The following is a 17628-nucleotide window of genomic DNA, read 5'->3' on the forward strand; positions in this document are numbered from 1 at the left end:
TCAAAAGATCGCAGGCTTCGCCAGTGCTTACAGTCCAGCAGACACTTTATCCGCCACATCCTTCGGCACCCACGCCTGCCATACCTCCGGGTGCGCCTTCATGAACGCCTCCGCCGCCTGCCGTGGCGGGGTGTGTTTCTCGCTCATTTCAGCCAGCGCCTTGTTCAACGGGCCGATGGGAAAATCGACCTTGGCAAAGAACTCGGCAATCTGCGGGTACTGTTTCTGGAACGGAGTGGACACGCCAATCGACAGTTTCGAGGGCAATGAGCGGGTCGGTTTAGGGTTCGGGTTATCAGCGTCGGTCAGGGTCTTCCAGGCTTCGGCGTCAAACGGCGGCTCTTCCAGCTGAACCAGTTTGAAACGCCCGAGCAAAGGTGTCGGCGACCAGTAATAGAAAAGAACCGGCTTGCCACGACGAATCGACGAACTGATTTCCGCATCCAGCGCCGCCCCGGAGCCGCTGCGGAAATTCACATAGCTGTCATCCAGGCCATACGCCTTGAGCTTCTGCTTGTTGACCACCTCCGACGTCCAGCCGATCGGGCTGTTGAGGAACCGCCCCTTGCCCGGGGTTTCCGGGTCGCTGAACACGCCCTTGTATTTGGGCAGGTCGCTGACGCTGCGCAGGTCCGGCGCCAGCGGCTTGATGCCTTTCGCCGGATCGCCCTTGATCACATATTCAGGCACCCACCACCCTTCGGTGGCGCCCTTCACCGTATCGCCGAGGCTGACGACCTTGCCTTCGGCCTCGGCCTTGACCCAGACCGGACTGCGACCAGCCCATTCTTCGCCAATGACCTGGATGTCATCTTTGGCCAAGGCGGTCTCCAGCGTGATGGTCGTCCCCGGCAAGGTATCGGTCGGCAGCCCGTAACCCTTCTCGACGATGATCCGCAGGATATCGGTGATCAGGCTGCCGCTTTCCCAGTTCAGGTCGGCGAAGTGGATGGGCGCCTGGGCGGCGAATACCGGAACGGGCGAACCCCACATACCGAAAGCGACCAGGACAGCGGTCAGCAACCGTCGAAATCCGTTCATGCTTTTGCACCTCGTGCTGTTCACAGCAATAGCAGGATGGCCTGATAAAGACCGCAAGCCTCAAAATACTCAGTCAACTGACTGTAGTAGAGGTTCCTGCTTTCGAGGGGTGAGGATTAAATTTCGGAAAGTTCCTGCAAGCCCGAAGCCATTACTCGCTCGCTTTGAACGTCACCAGTTCACCCTTGCGCCACTTGGCGGCCTTGGCCGTCACGGCTTTCAGGGTTTTGGTCAGGCCTTCCTGCAACTGTTGGTGAGCGGCAAACACCATCACCACGCTGTGACCTTCCTTGAACACGATCCCGTGACCGTCAGCCGTGGTCACGAACGCGTAATCGCCGAGGCCGTAGACCGTCAGTTTGATTTCGCGGAACTTGATCTCCAGTTTGCCGCCTTCACGGCTGGGCAATACCGATGCACTGAAATGATCGCCAACCTTGAGTTTCAGGCCGGGCTTGTCGTCCACCACCAGTGCTGATTCGGTGTCGAGTTCGGCAATGTAAATGCCTTCAGCGTTCTGTTCGGTGATGTAAACAAAACGTGACTGGAACTGTTTAACCAGCTTTGCGCGCAAATCACCCAGCACGAACAAAGCATGCATATCGAGATTACTTACTGCCAAGGAAACATCCCCACATCTGAAATGATGCTGCACGCTGACAGGCAGCGCACAGCAGAAAAAAGCGGCAATGCCGAAAGTTGTAGCCAAGGGGCCCGGGTCGAGTCCGGAAACGAGCAGAGTGCTCATCCATCGCGAGGCGTGAGAAGACTACTGGAATGTCACTCGCGTCGTCTTGTCTGGCGTTCGTCAGAAGTTGAAGGAAAACGCACTTCTGTCCGCCAGAAAAACAGGATTACCCACCTTAGGGAAAAAACGCTGCAAAAAAAGCATTTTTCCGACATATCGCCCGTAAAAAATTGCTTTAGATGAGCAGCAATCGCCAACCCGTGACGGTGATTCTAGAGCAGCGATGCTCATCGAGACTACCCAAAACGACGTACACACGTCGGCAAAACCATGAAAAGGACTTCATATGTGCACCCCGACACACTTTATTTCTCACACACACCCTCTGTCCACGCTGTCTCCGGCGCTGTTCCCGCATACCGCGTTTGTCCGAGCAGAGCCTGCCACGCTGCGCTTCCAGGTGGTATTGGCCGGCACTGCTTTCTTCCATATCAAGGAAATTTCCACGGGCCACGTAAGAGGTTTCCGCAGTAACCATAACGCGGCCTGCGCGCTTGCCCGCGCGCTCGAGTTGCGGTGCTGAACGTTCTGCCTCACGCCTATAGACGTTTCGTCACGTCGACGAGTTAACTCAGCCGTCGGCAGGCAACTACTGCCATACTGCCGAACCAATGAAACCCGTTCCCAAGCCGGACGGCGTTCAACACAACAGAATATTTCCAAGGGAAGGCTGCTACGTGACGGAATTTGATATCGGTGAATTTTTTATCCGGGGCGAAGCCAGAGAAGTCGAGGGCGAATTCCAGGCGGTCATTATCATGCGCGCCAAACCGCCACTGACTACAGTGACGTATCACCAGGTCGAGAAAGATCGCTGGTTCAAAACCCCGGACGTCGCCGCCATCGCCGCTCAGGAAGCCGCCAAGGCCCTGAAGCTTGCCGTCGATGAAGGTGCGTTGAAAGCCTGATCAGCCGGTTCGCAGTCTATGCTCATTCCTGCTTTCGAACATCGCTATCGAACTCCTGAAGTGCGGCCGCCTCAGATGCTATGCAGCCGCACCTCAGATCTCGCACCCGTGCGACCAGCAAGGAGATGAAGATGGATTCACCTACACACGATTTGAAAGGCTTGTTCGACCAGCTCGGCCTGGATTCCAGCGAAAAGGCCATCGACGATTTCATCGCCAGTCATTCCCCGCTGCCCGATGATAAAAAGCTCATCGATGCCGAATTCTGGACTCCGCAACAAGCTGGCTTCCTGAAAGAGCGATTGCGTGAAGATGCCGATTGGGCGCGGGTGGTCGACGACCTGAACCTGCGTATGCATCAGGTTCACTAGTCAATGCAGGCTGTCGGGTGCTTCGGCGTTTAATTGCGCCAACCAGGCAGCCTTGCACTCTTGCGCTTCTTCACGACTGGAGAATGCCGTCCCCCGGCGTTCGCCGTTCAGCAACACGACCCAGCAGACACTTTGCCCCGCCGCACGCAAACTGGCGGGCACGCCGCTGCCAATCATGACCGCGACATCGACTTTGGTTTGCATGCTGACCTCTTGAGCTTCATTAACTACCTAACCGTAGACAGGGTAATGAGTTCATTGGCGAGGAAAAAGCGACTGCGCTGCATAGATTAATTGCCAGAATCGCAACAATGCCGTGATGCACATTGCTTGAAAAAATGGCTGCGGTTCAGTTCCCACAGGAGATCGGGGTACGGCTGTTGCTTTCACCACTCTTCAGGCCGAGCATTAGCTCGCCTGCAGCTTTTGATCTTGCGGTGTACGCCCCCTCACGCCCTGAGCCTGTCCGTCAACTTGTGAGCGCCTCCATCGGCGCTTCTCCAAGTGACTCGCCGTAAGGGCGAAACCAATAGCCGCCGTTACCGCAGAAACGGATATGTCCCCACCCCCAAATACCCAGCCGCTCAACGAGCACTCTCCGGCTTATACCCCAAACGCAACCCACCCCAATGCCGCCCCTTGACCATGATCGGCACCGAAAGGTCGTGCATCAGCTCTCCGGTATCCCGCGTATAGGTCTGCAACAGCACAGCCTGTTGATGGCTGCCACAACGAATCCCCGTCCGGTCGGCAAACTTGCGTTTGGTGCGGTTCTGCAACGTATCAACCTGCACATCCCCCGTCAGCGGCTGGCTGAACACCGTGTTATGGGTCGGCACATACCCCTGCTGCGTACAGGCGATGGCAAACACCAGGCCTTCATGACGCGGCAACAACGGTTCCTGAATCGCCGGCAAAACCTTATCGGTGTAACGGTCGAAACGCGTCTGAAACTTCGCCGGGCTCGTATTGGGGATGGCCTGATAACTGCGATCAAACAAATCATCAAGACTGACAACGCCCTGGTCGATATCAGCTTCGAAACGCACCGCAATCTGACGCGCGCCTTCACGGGCCAGGTCATAAATCCGCTGGTGATAGTCATCCAGCCCGACCTCGGCGAGTCGCTCACTGATGGTTTCGGCCTGCCCTTCCATCTGCACCGCCGCCTGGGCCAGGCGCTGGGTCTGTTGATCACTGATCGCCAGGTCGCTGCGCATCTGCTCGATCGCGTGAAACAAGCTGTCGAGTTGCTCGCGATTGGTCTCCGCGCCCTTGGCAATTTCGCCGACCTGACTTTCGACACCGGCCGCCAGGCGCGCAATGTTTTCCAGGTGCTGACCGGTGTGCTCGACCTGTTCGACACCGATGTCGAGGTCGCTGGACAACTGGCGAATCTGCTCAACCACCTGCGCGGTGCGCTGCTGGATATCGGCAACCATCTCGCCGACTTCGCCCGTTGCCGTTGCCGTACGCGCCGCCAGACCGCGAACTTCATCGGCGACCACCGCAAACCCGCGTCCGTGTTCACCGGCCCGCGCCGCTTCGATGGCCGCGTTCAACGCCAGCAGGTTGGTCTGGCTGGCGATGGACTGGATCACCAGGGTGACCCGCTGGATGTCGTCGCTGCGCAGGCTCAGGGCTTCGATCAGCTCACGGCTGTTGCTGGCGCGCTGACTGAGTTGATGCATGCGATTGATGGACTCGATCAACTCCGTGCGCCCTGCTGCGCTGCTCTGATGAGCTTCACTGGCAGCACTGAGGGCGGTTCGACTGAGTGTCAAGGTGGCGTGTTCGGTGGCGATCATGACTTCGGCGTTGCTGACAATCTGTGCCGCGGCACCGAGTTGTGATTGCAGTTTGTCCGCCAGCTGCTTGACCGAATAGGCCACGCCAGCGGCTGACAGAGCGTTATGACTGGTGGTGTAGGAAAGATCGCGAGTCAGCTCGGCGATGGCATTGGAACTGTCTGCTGAGGATGCTTCGGGGATGGCTCGGGAACGTAGCCGAGGCAGCCAGATAATCAGGACGGCCAGCGGCAGGCCGAGATAAAGCGACCAGCCCCCGAGCGTCATGCCGCACAGCAAGAGCATCACGGCGATGCTTTGCAGTGTGGGCGTCAACCAAAGGTTTTTCGGCGAAAGCACGGGTGCAGGCACTGCCCCGACCAGAGATCCGTCCCGCGTCATATCTTCACCCCACACACTTCTAATTGTTGTACCCGCATTTAACGCCACTACAAGGCCATTATCCATGGTCCATTAGTAGTGGGCGTTGCAGCAGATCAATAGAAGTGCCCGCGGTTTTGCGCAGACGAAAAAAAGCATCGCGGGCCAGAGCCTTGCTCCTTCAGGAGTGAGGCTGGCCCGCGATGCGGGGCGCTACGAAATCAGGCCTGACGCTGGTGCTTGTCGATCTGTTCGTGACGCTCTTGAGCTTCGATGCAGTACTTGGTGGTCGGGCTGATCAGCAGGCGTTTCAGGCCAATGGCCTCGCCGCTGTCGTCGCACCAGCCGAAGCTGTCTTCCTTGATGCGTTCCAGCGCCTGTTCCAACTGAGGCAGCATGCGCTGGTCGCGATCGATCGCGTTCACCAGCCAGGTGCGCTCTTCTTCGACAGACGCCGCGTCAGCCGGATCGGCCGGGGTGTCCAGGCTCTCGATGGCGATGCGGTTCTGCTCGATGCGCTCATGGGTTTCGACTTTCATGTTCTGCAACAGCTCAGAGAAAAAAGCATGTTGCTCGGCATTCATGTAGTCATCCGCCGGCATGGCCAGCAACTTGTCCTTTGTCATTGATATCTCTATAAAAAAACGTGCATTAAGGCGAATTAGGGAGCGTTCCGGCGGACCTGGTCTGGCCATCGGAACGGCGCCGTTTATTCCAAGCGCCACCCGGCACTCAATTTACGAGGGGCGGCAGTCTAAGGCCGACTTGAGGCCCCAGCAACTGAAAAGTCAGCGAATTTGTCCGACAAAGCCCTGAAAGTGCTCTATGGCAGCCTTTGCGGTGGTTATCGGAGTGCGTTTATAGCAAGAAATTCAATCGAGCGGCTGTATATAGAAGACAAACGGCTGCGACAGTAGGGGTTATCGACCGCATTTGCCAGTTGATGAGCCGCCGGTGCAACACGTTTGCAGCGCGGGCAACCTCGGCTAAGGTTATCCATCCCGAAACGACCATCTGAGGAGCGGTGCAATGAAACTGATCGGCATGCTGGATTCGCCTTACGTACGGCGGGTCGCCATTACTGCCAAACGCCTGGGCATCGACCTTGATCACCAATCGGTTTCGGTGTTTCGGCACTTCGAGCAGTTCCAGCAGATCAACCCGGTGGTCAAGGCGCCGACGCTGGTACTGGATGACGGCGAGGTGCTGATCGACTCGACGTTGATCATCGATTACCTGGAAGCGCTGGCGCCAACGGGTAAAAGTCTGATGCCTGGCGAGCTGGATCAACGCCTGCGTTCGTTACGCCTGATCGGCCTGGCGCTGGCAGCGTGCGAGAAGTCCGTGCAGCTTTATTACGAACGCAACCTGCGCCCTGCGGAAATCCAGTTTGAGCCCTGGGTGGAACGGGTCGAAGGGCAATTGGCGGCGGCGTATTCGGCGCTGGAGCGGGAATTGGAAATGCAGCCACTGAAGACTGACGGTTCGATCGATCAGGACGGGATTACGCTGGCGGTGGCCTGGAGCTTCACCCATCTGGTGGTGCCGGATCAGGTGGATGATCAGCACTTTCCCCAGATCAGTGCCTTCACAGCGTATGCCGAAGGGCTTGATGAGTTTTTGAGCACGCCGATTGAGTAGACAGATGTGTTGTGACAGATCCCCCGTCAAAACAAAAACGCCGCGTCCACCAGAGGCAGAAGCGGCGCAGGCATGAGCCTCAGCGGATCAGTGCATGAACAGGGCGATCAGTATGATGATCGGGATCGGTACACCGAGAAAGAACAGCAGTAATGAGCGCATGACGATTCTCCAGGGTTAGCGAACAGGTGCAGTGGTCACATAAGCGTCGGATTCCAGATACACCACGGCATCCCGACGACGACCGCCGAATGTGGCGGCGAAGCTGGCGAAGAAAGCGCCGATCAGCAGCGCGATGAACATCCACAGCGACGTCCATGCCGCGACTTTGGCGGCGGTGTCCGCAGCTTGTTGGGCAGCCAGTTTCGCGTCGGCTACGGCTTTTTGGGTACGGGCATAGACTTCATCGACACGACGTTCAGCGTCCGCTTGCGTGAGGTTGGTCCGTTGCGCCACCAGTTGTGCCAGATACGTGCGGTCTTCGGCGGCCAGTTGACCGTCGTTGCCCAGCGAGCGCACGAAGATGCGGGTGACAGTGCCGCGGGCGGCGTCATCACTGACGGCAGCCGGGCGATCGTCGCGGAACAGGCTGTCGACAAAATAGCCGTACGGGTCGCTGTTGGTATTGCCGGCTGCGGTTCCGGCCGCTTGCGTCGCGGCACTTGCGGCACCACCCATCACATTGGCACCGGCCTGCACACCGCCGCTGACGATGCTGCTGACTGAGCCGACCACCAGCGTCGCAGTCACCAGCGTCGCCACGCACCAGGCCAGGAAGCCATGGGCCGTGTCGCGGAAGTAGACTTCATCGCCATGCATGTTCGCCCATTTCACCCGCAGGCGGCCGGCGATGTAACCACCGAGCCCCGAAGCGACGATTTGTGTGGCGGCCAGCCAGATAATCGTTGAAATGCCCAGGCCCTTGGCGCTGACGCCTTCGTTGGCCCATGGGGAAACCGCCGAGAAACCCAGGCCGAAACCGAGCAGTACCAGGATCAACGACAACGCCGCCGCAGCAGCGGCCCCGGCGAAAATCGCACCCCAGGAAACGCCCGACAGCGTGCTTGACTCTTCTGCGGCAGGATAGAAACCATCAGAGGATCTATTCATTATTATGTCGCTCCAGGCAGGAAAGATGTTGTTACAACTCGTCAAAAGAGGAATTGCAGTCAACGTGCCAGTCGCCAATCCTAGATAAGTTGTTGAATTTCAATCACATAGAAAATCTGAACTTAAATTTCTCATGCAAATTGCAAGAAACCGGCAATATCAGCGGGTTTTCTGCATGCCACGGGAAGCACCGCCAAATGAAGTTTTATTTAAAAAGGTTGCAGCCATTTATTGGCAAAATGCCGCACATCGCTGTGAACCTTTAATCAGGCCAACCTATGACCCGCATCTTGACCATCGAAGACGACGCCGTGACCGCCCGGGAAATCGTCGCCGAACTGAGCAGCCACGGCCTCGACGTGGATTGGGTCGACAACGGCCGCGAAGGTCTTGAGCGCGCGGTCAGCGGCAACTATGACCTGATCACGCTGGACCGCATGCTGCCCGAGCTCGATGGCCTGGCGATTGTCACGACGCTGCGGACCATGGGCGTGTCGACGCCGATCCTGATGATCAGTGCCCTCTCCGATGTCGACGAGCGCGTGCGTGGCTTGCGTGCCGGCGGGGACGATTACCTGACCAAACCCTTTGCCACGGATGAAATGGCCGCGCGGGTCGAAGTGTTGCTGCGCCGGCAGAACACCGTGACCGCCCAGGCCACCACGCTGCGGGTGGCCGATCTGGAACTGAACCTGATCAGCCACGAAGCCAGCCGAGACGGTCAGTTGCTGACGCTGTTGCCCACCGAATACAAGTTGCTGGAATTCCTGATGCGCAACACCGGGCAGATTCTGTCGCGAATGATGATTTTCGAAGAGGTCTGGGGCTATCACTTCGACCCTGGCACCAACCTGATCGACGTGCACATCGGCCGCCTGCGCAAAAAGATCGACCCGCCCGGCAACGTCCCCCTGATTCGGACCGTGCGAGGCTCGGGTTATGTCATTGCCGAACCCCTCTAAAGGCTGGCGTTCTTCCATCAGCCGCTTGCTGGCGCTCTACAGTTCGCTGTTCGTGCTCTGGAGCGGGATTCTCATGGGGGTCATGTACTACGAGGTGTCCGCCTACCTGGATAACCTGGCCAAGCACTCGCTGATGCAACGTCAGCATTTGTTCTCGCGCTTTTCCGGCGAACAACTGGTGGACGCCCTCGCCGTCAGCATGACCTTCGACATTCGTGGCATCGACGCCTACGGCCTGTTCGATGCCGAGCATCGCTACCTCAGCGGCGCCCTGCGCCACATACCCGCAGGCCTGCCACTGGACGGCAGGATTCACATGCTCAGCGACTGCGCCGACTCCGATGATCCGACCTTGCCCAGCGACAGTTGCGATGCGGTGGCGACCCAGACGCGTGATGGTCGCTGGCTGATACTGGTGCGCGACAACGGCTCGCTGTTCGCCGTGACCCGGATCATCCTCCACGCGCTGTTCTGGGGCGTGACCCTGACCATTTTGCCGGGCATCGTCGGATGGCACCTGCTGCGCCGTCGACCGCTGCGGCGCATTCGCGGGATTCAGGCCAGTGCCGAGGCGATTGTGGCCGGGGATCTGACCCGACGCCTGCCGCTGTCCAATCGCCGCGACGAACTGGACATGCTCGCCGCCATCGTCAATGCCATGCTCGAACGCATCGAACGCTTGATGAACGAGGTCAAGGGTGTGTGCGACAACATTGCCCACGACTTGCGCACGCCGCTGACCCGCTTGCGGGCGCAGTTGTACCGCATGCAGCAACAGGCGGGCGAAGGTTCCCAGGAAGCCGCGCAACTGGATTCCGTGTTGAGTGAAGCGGACACGCTGATGGCGCGCTTTCGCGGTTTGCTGCGCATTTCCGAGCTGGAAGACCGGCAGCGGCGCTCCGGTTTTGTGCAACTCGACCCGGTGCCGTTGTTGCAGGAACTGCACGACTTTTACCTGCCGCTGGCGGAGGAAGACGAGCTGGTTTTCAAGCTGCAATTGCCCGAATCATTGCCGGCGCTGAAGGGCGATCGGGCGCTGCTGTTCGAAGCCGTGGCCAATCTGTTGAGCAATTCGATCAAATTCACACCGCCGGGTGGCGAGGTGATTTTGCGCGGGGTCAATGAGGGTGGGCATACGCGGATCGAAGTGCTCGACTCCGGACCGGGCATTCCTGCAGCCGAACGCGAAGCCGTGTTCCAGCGTTTCTACCGCGCCGAAGGTGGCAATCAGCAAAGCGGGTTCGGGCTGGGGCTGTCGATCGTGGCGGCGATTGTCAGCCTGCATGGGTTTACGCTGGAAGTGGGTGACAGCGAATGGGGTGGCGCGCGGTTGGTGCTGGATTGTCGGCAGAGCCTCATTCCCCAGACCTGACGCAAATCTGCTGAACTGACACATGACCTGTGGGAGCGGGCTTGTCCGCTACCACAGGTTCTGTGTCGATCAGTCAGGCCGGGTAGTTGGCTCGAAGGGCTTCGAGTCCACCCTGGTAGATCCCGCCAAACAACGCCGTCACCTCCTCCTCACTCACCCCGACCGGCGCAAACCGACCCGACCAGGTCACCCGCGTACTCTCACCCTGCGCTTCAACGCGAATGGTCGCCAGATAATCAGTCGCCGGGAACGGCGCCTGCAAAATCGAGTAGCTGTATGTTTTCCCGGCGTTATCAAACGCCTCCAGCCGCTCAATCACTACCGCGCCATCCGCGGTTTGCAGACTGCGCACGCGCCCGCCTTCGCTCAGCTCGCTTTTGGGAATGAACGGCAGCCAGTCAGGCAGCGAATTGAAGCCACCGATCAAATGCCAGACCTGGTCGGCCGAAGCCGGGATGTCGATAAACGCTGATGCCGTTGCCATGTAATGTTCTCTCTCATTCAAAAATTTCAGATCGCCATGCTGTCGACGACGCCGCCGTCAACTCTAAGGGCTGCACCGGTTGTTGCCGACGACAGCGGCGACGCGATGTAGGCCACCAGGTTGGCGACTTCCTCGACATTCGCCACGCGCTGGATAATCGAGGTCGGCCGGGCCTTGCGCACGAAGGCGTCGGCTTCTTCCCGGACACTGCGCCCCGATTCGGTCGTGGCGTCCTTGAGCATCTGCTCCAGGCCATCGGTCAACGTCGGGCCGGGCAGGATCGCGTTGACGGTCACGCCAGTGCCCGCCAGCCGCTTGGCCAGCCCGTGGGACACGGCGAGGTTAGCGCTTTTGGTCACACCATAGTTGAGCATGTCGGCCGGGATCGCGATCCCGGATTCCGAGGACAGGAAGATCACCCGCCCCCAGCCCTGCTTGACCATGTCCGGCACGTAATGCCGTGACAGGCGTACACCGGAGATCACGTTGACCTCGTAGAAGCGCGTCCACTCGCTGTCCGGGGTGTCGAAGAAATCCACCTCGTTAAAGATGCCGAGGTTGTTGACCAGGATGTCGGCACGCGGCTCGGCGGCGAACAATTGCTCGGCGCCTTCGGCGGTGCCGAGGTCGGCGGTCAGGCCTCGCAGTTGCGCACCCGGCACGCTCTGGCGAATGCTCGCCAGCGCTTGCTCGACCTTGGCGGTTTCGCGTCCGATCACCACCACCGTGGCGCCGGACTCGGCCAGTGCCTTGCTGATGCCCAGGCCAATGCCGGCGGTGCTGCCGCTGACAATGGCGAGTTTTCCAGTCAGATCGATCTTCATGTTCAAACTCCTGTGACAGGCAATGGAGCGCGTTCAGACACCAGCTTCGCTTCGCGCATCGCTTGCCAGAACGCAGCGGGAATGACTGCCGACAACGCAGCCACATCTTCAGCAATCCGGTCCGGACGGCTGGACCCCGGAATCACCGCCGCGACGGCAGGATTGGCCAGGGAGAATTGCAATGCAGCGGCCTTGATGTCGACGCCGTGGGCCGCCGCGATGCGTTTGATCTGCTCGACTTTCTGGATGATCGCCGGGCTGGCCTTCTGGTATTCGAAGTGCGCGCCGCCGGCCAGAATGCCCGAGCTGTAAGGGCCACCGACCACGATCTCGACATTTTGTGCCAAGGCAGCGTCCATCAAACGTTGCAGGGCACGATCGTGATCCAGCAGCGTATAGCGCCCCGCCAGCAGAAAACCGTCCGGTTGGGCTTCGGTCAGATCAAGGGTCAGTTCGCACGGCTCAACCTTGTTCACTCCCAGGCCCCAGCCTTTGATTACGCCTTCTTCACGCAAACGGGTCAGTACCTTGAACGCGCCGGTGCGGGCCTGGTTGAAGTACTCCAGCCATTGATCGCCGTAGAAGTCCTGCGCGATATCATGCACCCAGACGATGTCCAGGCGATCGGTTTGCAGACGCTCGAGGCTGTCTTCGATGGAATGCATCGTCGCGTCGGCGCTGTAGTCGTTGACGATCCTGTTCGGGCGACCGTGCTCGAACACCCCGCTCTTCTCGCCCAGATCCCGGGCAGCGGCGTCTTCGATTTCGTCGAGAATCACCCGGCCGACCTTGCTGCTCAGTACGTAGTCGTCACGGTTGTAGCGAGCCAGCGCGGCGCCGAGGCGAATCTCCGACAGGCCCGAGCCGTAAAACGGCGCGGTATCGAAATAACGCACGCCAGCATCCCAGGCGGCGTGTACGGTGGCCATCGCCTCTTCTTCCGGGATGGCGCGGAACATATTGCCCAGGGGGGCAGTGCCGAAACCCAGCGCGCCGGGCAGTTTGTCTTTCAAGCTCATGTATGAATCCTCTCGATGTCAGTGGTCAGTCAGGTGACCGATGAGCCAATCCTAGATTGCGAGGATCGGACCGTCCAAGACATAATGCGCAGCACTTGAGTCCCTATAGGTCTGACATGATCGACATCCGCCAATTGCGCTACTTCGTGGCCGTCGCCGAGGAAGAACACGTCGGTCGCGCCGCCGAGCGCCTGCACATTTCCCAGTCGCCCCTGAGCCGGCAGATCGCCCAGCTCGAAGAACGGCTGGGCCTGACCCTGTTCGAGCGCAGCCAGCAACGCATTCGGCTGACCCGCGACGGCCAGACCTTTCTCGCCGAAACCCGCGCCCTGCTGACCCACGCCAATCGCCTGGAATCCCTCGGCAAACGCCTCGGTCGTGGCGAAGAAGGCGGCCTGTGCATCGGCTACATCGAAAACGCCATGCACGCCGGCGTCCTGCCGAATGCCTTGCGGGTGTTGCGGGTGGACCGGCCCAACGTGCACGTCGCGCTGTACAACCTCAGCTCCGCCGAACAACTCGAAGGCCTGCGTCAGCGTAGCCTCGATATCGCGTTGGTCAGCGAACCGCCCGTCGCCGACGATCCGGACTTGCTGGGTTTTCAGGTGCTCGACGACCCGATGCTGTTGGCGCTGCCCGAGCATCATCCCCTCGCCCATCAAGCGACACTGGGCCCGGAAGACCTGTCCGACCAGGAATGGATCGGTGTGCAACACCGACAGAACTGCGCCAGCCGCGAAGACTTCGTCAGTGCCTGCATCCGCGCCGGTTTCACCCCGGACATCCGCATGGAGGCCACTGAACCCTTCACCGCACTGGGGCTGGTGGCGTCGGGGCTGGGCATCGCGATGATTCAGAAAGGCTTGAGCCGCAATGCGCCACCGGGCGTGGTGCTGCGGGAAGTGCCGTGGATTGCGTTCACCACGCCGCTGTGGGCAGCGTGGCACCGGATCAATTTGCGGCCGTTGGTGGAGACGTTCAGGAAGGTGCTGACCGAGCCCGTCAGCTAAACCACCATCCGTGTGGCGAGGGAGCTTGCTCCCGCTGGGTCGCGAAGCGGCCCCAATCAGGCGACGATGGTCAGTTCTGACAAACCGCGCATGCAGGTTTTACGACTGCTGCGCAGCCGAGCGGGAGCAAGCTCCCTCGCCACAGTAATCCTGTCATGACAAAGGCGTGCGGCTCCTGCCCCGGGAGTTCGGTGCTTTACTGAGTAAACCCCGAAGCCCTGCGAGTAGCCCCGCCATGAACCGCAACGACCTGCGCCGCGTGGACATGAACCTGCTGGTGATTTTCGAAACCCTGATGTTCGAAAAGAACCTGACCCGGGCCGGGGAAAAGCTGTTCCTCGGCCAACCTGCCGTCAGTGCTTCACTGGCCAAGTTGCGCGATCTGTTCGATGACCCGCTGCTGGTGCGCAACGGTCGTGTGCTGGAACCGACCCAGCGCGCGCTGCAGATTCTCAAGGAATTGCAGCCGGCGATGGACACCATCTCCGGTGCGGTCAGCCGGGCCAAGGATTTCGACCCGGCCACCAGCCGCGACGTGTTCCGCATCGGCCTGTCCGACGACGCCGAGTTCGGCCTGTTTCCGCCGCTGCTCAAGCAAATCCGCGAAGAGGCGCAGAACGTTGTGGTCGTCGTGCGGCGAGTGAATTTCCTGCTGATGTCGTCGATGCTCGCCAGCGGCGAGATTTCCGTCGGGATCAGCTACACCACGGAACTGCCGGCCAACGCCAAACGCAAGAAACTGCGCGATCTGAGCGTGAAGATCCTGCGCGGCGACAACCGTCCCGGCGCCCTGACGCTGGATGACTACTGTGACCGGCCGCATGCGCTGGTGTCGTTTTCCGGGGACCTGACCGGCGCGATCGACAACGATCTGGCGCGTATTGGCCGCTCACGCCGCGTGGTGCTGGCGGTGCCGCAGTTCGCCGGCCTGCGCGCCCTGCTGGCCGGCACTGACATGCTCGCCACGGTGCCGGACTACGCCGCCTGTGCGTTGATCGAAGGCAGCAGCCAGTTGCGGGCAGATGACCCGCCGTTTGACATCAACCTGTCCGAGTTGTCGATGGTGTGGAACGGGGTCAACGATAACGATCCGGCAGAACGTTGGTTGCGCTCGAGAATTGCCCAACACATGTCGGCGCCACTGCCGGGGCATTGACCGCGTTGAAGCCCGGGTCGGTCTCGCGCAGGAAAATCGGCAGGTCTGTCATCGGCGGCATGGCCGGAATGTCGAAGTACATCTGGATCACCCAGCCACGGTGATAGCTGGCGTGATTGACCACGTGCAGCAACATCGCGCCAGCGCTCATGGTCCCGCTTTCGCCCGAGACAAACGTGAACTCGACAGGTTTATCCAGCGACGCCTCGGTTTGCCGGTCGCTCCAGTTGCAGTACCAATGATCGATGTCCTTTTGCGCCATGCGCAGGTCGGCAAGGTCGGGATGCAGCAGATCGTGGGAAGTCTTGAAGCCGTGCCCCCGGCCTTCGAGGTGAGCCTGCCAGATGCAGTCCACCACGTAGATGTGGTTGAGGGTACCGATCATGTTCTTGAACACCGAGACCCGCGCTTTGTTGACCTCGCCCGGCGGCAAATCGGCCAGGCTGTCAAAGAGGCGCTGATTGGCCCAGCGTTTGTAATCGGCCAGCATGCGGGCCGTGCGTACGTTGATCATCGCAGGTCTCCCATTGCAATGGGCGCACTGCAAAGCATAGCCCTCATCTCGCGGGGGCAGCTCAAACGCTGATCATCGGTCGCTCAGAGCCTGCGTTACCCGCCTGGCCAGCGCCAGGCAACTGGTCAGCCCCGGTGATTCGATGCCGAACAGATTGACCAGTCCGGGCACGCCATGGTCGTCGGGGCCGCTGATGATGAAGTCGGAGGCGGGTTCTGTCGGGCCGGTGATTTTCGGACGGATGCCGCTGTAGGCCGGTTGCAGCCTGTCATCGGGCAGGGCCGGCCAGTAACGCCGGATCGCCTCGTAGAAACCCTCGGCACGGCGCGGATCGACGCGGTAATCGATGTGGTCGATCCACTCCACATCCGGTCCGAAACGCGCCTGACCGCCAAGATCGAGGGTCATGTGCACCCCCAGCCCGGCACTTTCCGGTGCCGGATAAACCAGACGCCGGAACGGCGCGCGACCGCTGAAACTGAAATAACTGCCCTTGCACAAACGAGCCAATGGAACGTGCAGCGACGACAAGCCTTCAATGCGGCTCGCCACTTCCGGTGCGGACAACCCGGCGCAGTTGATCAACTCACGACAGCTCAAGGTCATCGGCTGGACGCCGCCCATGTGCAACTGGAAACCGTGTTCGCTGCACCGCGCCGATGCCAGCGGCGTATGAAATGCCATCGAGGCTCCGGCGGCCTCGGCGTCCGCCTGAAGCGCCAGCATCAGGGCATGGGAATCGACGATTCCGGTGGAAGGCGACCAGAGCGCGGCGACGCAGGACAGCGCCGGTTCAAGTTCGCGAGCCTGATTGGCGTCCAGCCATTGCAAGTCATCGACACCGTTGCGGACGCCCTGCTCCAGCAACTTCTGCAACGCCCCGCGCTGGTGATCATCAGTGGCGACGATGAGCTTGCCCAGTCGCTGATAGCCGACGCCGCGATCATCACAAAAGGCATATAGACGTTGTTTGCCTTCCACGCACAATTGCGCCTTGAGGCTGTCGCTCGGGTAATAGATGCCGGCGTGGATCACTTCCGAGTTGCGCGAACTGATGCCCACGCCGATGCCTTCGCCGGCTTCGACCAGCATCACTTCGCGCCCGCTCCGGGCCAACGCTCTGGCCACCGCCAGCCCGACCACGCCGGCCCCGACCACGACGCATTCGATATCGACGCTCACCTGCCCTGCGCTCCTTTGCAACGATCAAAACGTGCCGGGATAACTGCCGCCGTCCAGCAACAGGTTTTGCCCGGTGAGAAAACCCGCCTGGGCGCTGCAAATGAACGCGCAATAGGCGCCGAACTCATCGGGCTGGCCAAAGCGTTGGGCTGGCACGTTTTTGCGCCGCTGCGCACTGATGTGCTCGACGCTGGCGCCATTGGCCTCGGCGGCAGCACTCAGGGTCTTGTGCAGGCGCTCGGTCTCGAACGGGCCGGGCAGCAGATTGTTGATCGTGACGTTGTTCCCCGCCAACTGCGACTGACGCGCGAGTCCGGCGATGAAACCGGTCAGGCCGCTGCGGGCGCCGTTGGACAGACCGAGCACATCGATCGGCGCCTTCACCGCGCCGGAGGTGATGTTGACGACGCGTCCGAAACCGCGCTCGGCCATGCCATCGACGCAAGCCTTGATCAGCTCGATGGGCGTGAGCATGTTGGCATCCAGCGCCTTCAACCAGTCCTCACGTTGCCAGTCACGGAAGTCACCCGGCGGTGGGCCACCCGCGTTGTTGATCAGGATGTCCACTTGCGGACACGCCGCCAATACTTGCTCACGCACGGCCGGCTCGCTGATGTCGCCGGCGACCGTGCGCACTTCGATGGTCGGCGCCAGGCTGCGCAATTCAACGGCGGCAGCCTGCAAAGTGTCGTTGCCGCGAGCGTTGATCACCAGGTTCACGCCCTCTTTCGCCAAGGCACGCGCACAGGCCAGCCCCAAGCCCTTGCTGGCGGCGCAGACGATCGCCCAGCGACCCGATATTCCCAATTCCATGACGATGCTCCCGACGGTTCGAGCGCCCTACGTTACCACCGTGCGCGGGACGGAGCCGAGGGGAAACAGCCCTGCCCCGGCAATTCAATTGTTCCGGATTATCACGAGTGGAAACGGGGGCAACGCGCAGGCAAAAAAACACCGGTTGTCCCGCGACAGAACGGCAGTAAGCCACCGCGCACACTGCCAAGCCTCGCGGGTCAAAGACTGCAAGATCGGGCGTGCCCTTGTCGACGCGGAGACTGTTCATGCGGGTTGAATAACATGCCATTACTGACACAAATGAAAGGTAACGCTAATGAAGG

Annotated in this window: 21 protein-coding genes; 9 read left to right on the top strand and 12 right to left on the bottom strand. The window is 60.2% G+C overall.

What is annotated here, in order from left to right:
• Positions 1-27: 27 nt before the first annotated feature.
• On the bottom strand, positions 28-1041 hold the full coding sequence (locus tag B723_RS24555; RefSeq protein ID WP_017339394.1) for an ABC transporter substrate-binding protein: 1014 nt from the start codon (positions 1039-1041) through the stop codon (positions 28-30).
• A 151-nt stretch (positions 1042-1192) separates the two neighbouring features.
• Positions 1193-1663, bottom strand: a complete 471-nt coding sequence (locus tag B723_RS24560; protein ID WP_017339395.1) for a hypothetical protein — start codon at positions 1661-1663, stop codon at positions 1193-1195.
• Between B723_RS24560 and B723_RS33395 the strand changes: the two genes are divergently transcribed.
• From B723_RS33395 to B723_RS24570, 4 genes are all read left to right on the top strand, one after another.
• A complete protein-coding gene (locus B723_RS33395; protein ID WP_162491064.1) occupies positions 1637-1972 on the top strand; it encodes a hypothetical protein in 336 nt (111 codons plus the stop codon). The genes B723_RS24560 and B723_RS33395 overlap by 27 nt on opposite strands.
• A gap of 103 nt (positions 1973-2075) precedes the next feature.
• Positions 2076-2312, top strand: a complete 237-nt coding sequence (locus B723_RS33820; protein ID WP_017339396.1) for a hypothetical protein — start codon at positions 2076-2078, stop codon at positions 2310-2312.
• A gap of 154 nt (positions 2313-2466) precedes the next feature.
• A complete protein-coding gene (locus tag B723_RS24565) occupies positions 2467-2697 on the top strand; it encodes a hypothetical protein (protein ID WP_017339397.1) in 231 nt (76 codons plus the stop codon).
• Between the two features lie 131 nt (positions 2698-2828).
• Positions 2829-3068 carry a DUF2789 domain-containing protein gene (locus B723_RS24570; RefSeq protein WP_017339398.1) on the top strand — a complete coding sequence of 80 codons (240 nt, stop codon included), beginning with the start codon at positions 2829-2831 and terminating at the stop codon, positions 3066-3068.
• Here B723_RS24570 and B723_RS24575 read toward each other — a convergent pair whose 3' ends face one another.
• The 3 genes from B723_RS24575 to B723_RS24585 form a co-directional block, all read right to left on the bottom strand.
• Positions 3069-3272 carry a hypothetical protein gene (locus B723_RS24575; protein WP_017339399.1) on the bottom strand — a complete coding sequence of 68 codons (204 nt, stop codon included), beginning with the start codon at positions 3270-3272 and terminating at the stop codon, positions 3069-3071.
• Between the two features lie 380 nt (positions 3273-3652).
• Positions 3653-5323: a methyl-accepting chemotaxis protein gene (locus tag B723_RS24580; protein WP_425311798.1), complete on the bottom strand. Its 1671-nt coding sequence runs from the start codon at positions 5321-5323 to the stop codon at positions 3653-3655.
• A 134-nt stretch (positions 5324-5457) separates the two neighbouring features.
• Complete coding sequence (locus B723_RS24585) at positions 5458-5862, bottom strand: TraR/DksA family transcriptional regulator (protein ID WP_007907888.1); 405 nt, start codon at positions 5860-5862, stop codon at positions 5458-5460.
• Between the two features lie 403 nt (positions 5863-6265).
• Between B723_RS24585 and B723_RS24590 the strand changes: the two genes are divergently transcribed.
• Positions 6266-6877, top strand: coding sequence for a glutathione S-transferase (locus B723_RS24590; protein ID WP_017339401.1), 612 nt, complete (start codon positions 6266-6268; stop codon positions 6875-6877).
• A gap of 177 nt (positions 6878-7054) precedes the next feature.
• On the opposite strand, the gene B723_RS24595 is transcribed toward B723_RS24590, so the two are convergent.
• Positions 7055-7987: a hypothetical protein gene (locus B723_RS24595; RefSeq protein ID WP_017339402.1), complete on the bottom strand. Its 933-nt coding sequence runs from the start codon at positions 7985-7987 to the stop codon at positions 7055-7057.
• A gap of 278 nt (positions 7988-8265) precedes the next feature.
• Between B723_RS24595 and B723_RS24600 the strand changes: the two genes are divergently transcribed.
• On the top strand, positions 8266-8949 hold the full coding sequence (locus tag B723_RS24600; protein WP_017339403.1) for a response regulator transcription factor: 684 nt from the start codon (positions 8266-8268) through the stop codon (positions 8947-8949).
• Positions 8927-10321, top strand: a complete 1395-nt coding sequence (locus B723_RS24605; RefSeq protein ID WP_017339404.1) for a sensor histidine kinase — start codon at positions 8927-8929, stop codon at positions 10319-10321. Before B723_RS24600 ends, B723_RS24605 begins: the two co-directional genes overlap by 23 nt.
• 73 nt (positions 10322-10394) lie before the next feature.
• Here B723_RS24605 and B723_RS24610 read toward each other — a convergent pair whose 3' ends face one another.
• From B723_RS24610 to B723_RS24620, 3 genes are read right to left on the bottom strand one after another with little or no spacing between them, the layout of a single operon-like run.
• Positions 10395-10805 (bottom strand): SRPBCC family protein, encoded by a 411-nt coding sequence (locus B723_RS24610; RefSeq protein WP_017339405.1) that lies wholly within the window; start codon positions 10803-10805, stop codon positions 10395-10397.
• 26 nt (positions 10806-10831) lie between these two features.
• A complete protein-coding gene (locus tag B723_RS24615; protein WP_017339406.1) occupies positions 10832-11629 on the bottom strand; it encodes an SDR family NAD(P)-dependent oxidoreductase in 798 nt (265 codons plus the stop codon).
• A 2-nt stretch (positions 11630-11631) separates the two neighbouring features.
• The gene (locus tag B723_RS24620) at positions 11632-12648 is read right to left on the bottom strand and encodes an aldo/keto reductase (protein WP_017339407.1); all 1017 of its coding nucleotides are present in this window, start codon (positions 12646-12648) and stop codon (positions 11632-11634) included.
• 116 nt (positions 12649-12764) lie between these two features.
• Here B723_RS24620 and B723_RS24625 point away from each other — a divergent pair, with 116 nt between their 5' ends.
• Both B723_RS24625 and B723_RS24630 read left to right on the top strand, forming a co-directional pair.
• Positions 12765-13658: a LysR substrate-binding domain-containing protein gene (locus B723_RS24625; RefSeq protein WP_017339408.1), complete on the top strand. Its 894-nt coding sequence runs from the start codon at positions 12765-12767 to the stop codon at positions 13656-13658.
• Positions 13659-13893: 235 nt separating this feature from the next.
• Positions 13894-14814, top strand: a complete 921-nt coding sequence (locus tag B723_RS24630; RefSeq protein WP_017339409.1) for a LysR substrate-binding domain-containing protein — start codon at positions 13894-13896, stop codon at positions 14812-14814.
• Here the strand turns inward: B723_RS24630 and B723_RS24635 are convergent.
• The 3 genes from B723_RS24635 to B723_RS24645 form a co-directional block, all read right to left on the bottom strand.
• Entirely contained in the window at positions 14735-15328 is a 594-nt protein-coding gene (locus B723_RS24635; protein ID WP_017339410.1) for a DinB family protein, read from the bottom strand. The two genes, B723_RS24630 and B723_RS24635, sit on opposite strands and share 80 nt — an antisense overlap.
• Before the next feature lie 72 nt (positions 15329-15400).
• A complete protein-coding gene (locus tag B723_RS24640; RefSeq protein ID WP_017339411.1) occupies positions 15401-16510 on the bottom strand; it encodes an NAD(P)/FAD-dependent oxidoreductase in 1110 nt (369 codons plus the stop codon).
• Between the two features lie 24 nt (positions 16511-16534).
• On the bottom strand, positions 16535-17323 hold the full coding sequence (locus B723_RS24645) for an SDR family oxidoreductase (RefSeq protein ID WP_017339412.1): 789 nt from the start codon (positions 17321-17323) through the stop codon (positions 16535-16537).
• Between the last annotated feature and the right edge of the window lie 305 nt (positions 17324-17628).

Source organism: Pseudomonas fluorescens NCIMB 11764 (genome assembly GCF_000293885.2).
Classification (GTDB): domain Bacteria; phylum Pseudomonadota; class Gammaproteobacteria; order Pseudomonadales; family Pseudomonadaceae; genus Aquipseudomonas; species Aquipseudomonas fluorescens_B.

Excerpts from the sequence above, each read along its gene's own strand:
- B723_RS24555 (WP_017339394.1), bottom strand. The coding sequence starts at position 1,041 with ATGAACGGATTTCGACGGTTGCTGACCGCTGTCCTGGTCGCTTTCGGT.
- B723_RS33395 (WP_162491064.1), top strand. The coding sequence starts at position 1,637 with ATGCATATCGAGATTACTTACTGCCAAGGAAACATCCCCACATCTGAA.
- B723_RS33820 (WP_017339396.1), top strand. The coding sequence starts at position 2,076 with ATGTGCACCCCGACACACTTTATTTCTCACACACACCCTCTGTCCACG.
- B723_RS24570 (WP_017339398.1), top strand. The coding sequence starts at position 2,829 with ATGGATTCACCTACACACGATTTGAAAGGCTTGTTCGACCAGCTCGGC.
- B723_RS24575 (WP_017339399.1), bottom strand. The coding sequence starts at position 3,272 with ATGCAAACCAAAGTCGATGTCGCGGTCATGATTGGCAGCGGCGTGCCC.
- B723_RS24580 (WP_425311798.1), bottom strand. The coding sequence starts at position 5,323 with ATGGATAATGGCCTTGTAGTGGCGTTAAATGCGGGTACAACAATTAGA.
- B723_RS24585 (WP_007907888.1), bottom strand. The coding sequence starts at position 5,862 with ATGACAAAGGACAAGTTGCTGGCCATGCCGGCGGATGACTACATGAAT.
- B723_RS24590 (WP_017339401.1), top strand. The coding sequence starts at position 6,266 with ATGAAACTGATCGGCATGCTGGATTCGCCTTACGTACGGCGGGTCGCC.
- B723_RS24595 (WP_017339402.1), bottom strand. The coding sequence starts at position 7,987 with ATGAATAGATCCTCTGATGGTTTCTATCCTGCCGCAGAAGAGTCAAGC.
- B723_RS24600 (WP_017339403.1), top strand. The coding sequence starts at position 8,266 with ATGACCCGCATCTTGACCATCGAAGACGACGCCGTGACCGCCCGGGAA.
- B723_RS24605 (WP_017339404.1), top strand. The coding sequence starts at position 8,927 with ATGTCATTGCCGAACCCCTCTAAAGGCTGGCGTTCTTCCATCAGCCGC.
- B723_RS24610 (WP_017339405.1), bottom strand. The coding sequence starts at position 10,805 with ATGGCAACGGCATCAGCGTTTATCGACATCCCGGCTTCGGCCGACCAG.
- B723_RS24615 (WP_017339406.1), bottom strand. The coding sequence starts at position 11,629 with ATGAAGATCGATCTGACTGGAAAACTCGCCATTGTCAGCGGCAGCACC.
- B723_RS24620 (WP_017339407.1), bottom strand. The coding sequence starts at position 12,648 with ATGAGCTTGAAAGACAAACTGCCCGGCGCGCTGGGTTTCGGCACTGCC.
- B723_RS24625 (WP_017339408.1), top strand. The coding sequence starts at position 12,765 with ATGATCGACATCCGCCAATTGCGCTACTTCGTGGCCGTCGCCGAGGAA.
- B723_RS24630 (WP_017339409.1), top strand. The coding sequence starts at position 13,894 with ATGAACCGCAACGACCTGCGCCGCGTGGACATGAACCTGCTGGTGATT.
- B723_RS24635 (WP_017339410.1), bottom strand. The coding sequence starts at position 15,328 with ATGATCAACGTACGCACGGCCCGCATGCTGGCCGATTACAAACGCTGG.
- B723_RS24645 (WP_017339412.1), bottom strand. The coding sequence starts at position 17,323 with ATGGAATTGGGAATATCGGGTCGCTGGGCGATCGTCTGCGCCGCCAGC.